At 68.3% G+C, this 1,131-nt stretch carries 1 protein-coding gene; it reads right to left on the bottom strand.

From position 1 onward, the window contains the following. The coding region (locus tag ACZ6S0_RS52925; protein WP_465928768.1) for a transposase at positions 1-960 on the bottom strand (960 nt) is incomplete at its 3' end. Positions 961-1,131 lie beyond the last annotated feature (171 nt).

Raw genomic sequence — 1,131 nt, 5'->3', positions numbered from 1 at the left:
GGAGTAGAAGTTCCCGTCGAAGGCCACCAGCGCCTGCGCCGACACCGTCCTTTCCACGGTCAAGACGGCGGGGAACGGGGCCGGCAGTTCCATCAGCGGTTCGGCGGCGGCGAACGTGGCCACGCTCTGCTTGGTCCCGTCCTTCCAGCGGACCCGGATGTCGCCGGTCTTGGCGCACCAGCCATCCAGCGACACTTGAGCCTGCTCGGGTGTGAGGTCATCGCCCAAGGTCCGCCACCAGCGTTGCGCGGCCATGTCGTTGGACTTCTCCACCGATCCCTTGCGCTGCCCGCGACGCGGCGGGCACACCACCGCGTTCACCCCGTAGTGCCTGGCCACCTGCGCGAAGGAGGCGGTGATGTCCTGGGCGTGCTGGTCGAACACCGTCGCCATCCGGTCGAAGCGCCACGTCAGCGTGAGGCCGCCCAACCGAACGCAGATCTCGTGCAGCCCTTGGACCAGATGCGGCTGATCCATCGCCGCTGACAGCCAGCCCCGCCACCGGCCCGAGTACGGCAACGACCCGACCAGCAGATACGCCTCCCGCCGCCACCCCCAATGCGCGGGCGGATCGGGCAGGTGGATCCAGTCCCACTGGGTTTCTTCGCCCGGCTCGTGCGCGATGATCGCCACGTCACGGCCCTTCACCTGATGGCACGGCTCGCAATGCGGACGCAGCTCCCGCACCCTGATCGCCCGGGTGAACGAGGAATACCCACCCGCATAACCCAGCCCCTGCACCTCCTCAAACAGCGTGGTGGCCTGCAGATGCGGATCCTGCCGCAGCCGGATCCGGCAGTACTCCTCCACCGGCGCGAACCCATCCGGGCCCGCCTTCTTTCGCCGGCCCGGCACCCGCTCCCCGCTCAGATACGCCCGAACCGTCCTCCGGTTCCGGCCCAAATGCCGGGCGATCGCCGAGATCGACCAGCCCCGCCCGCGCAACGCCTGCGCTTCCACGTCTTCCCCCTGTGTGAACATCTCCTGGTGGGCTCCCCCGAACCGCAACGGACCTCGAACACCCGAAGCGTCCAGGGGAGCCCACCCGCAGCGGTAACACCGCCACCAGCGAGTCCTCCCAGGTGAGCACCTTCAACGAGCAGAACTGAGCAGTTTCAGCGAGCGCCATCA

This window comes from Nonomuraea sp. NPDC051298, from assembly GCF_055586305.1.
Note: the sequence above shows the minus strand (reverse complement) of the source record. Positions and strands in the feature narration are given on the sequence as shown.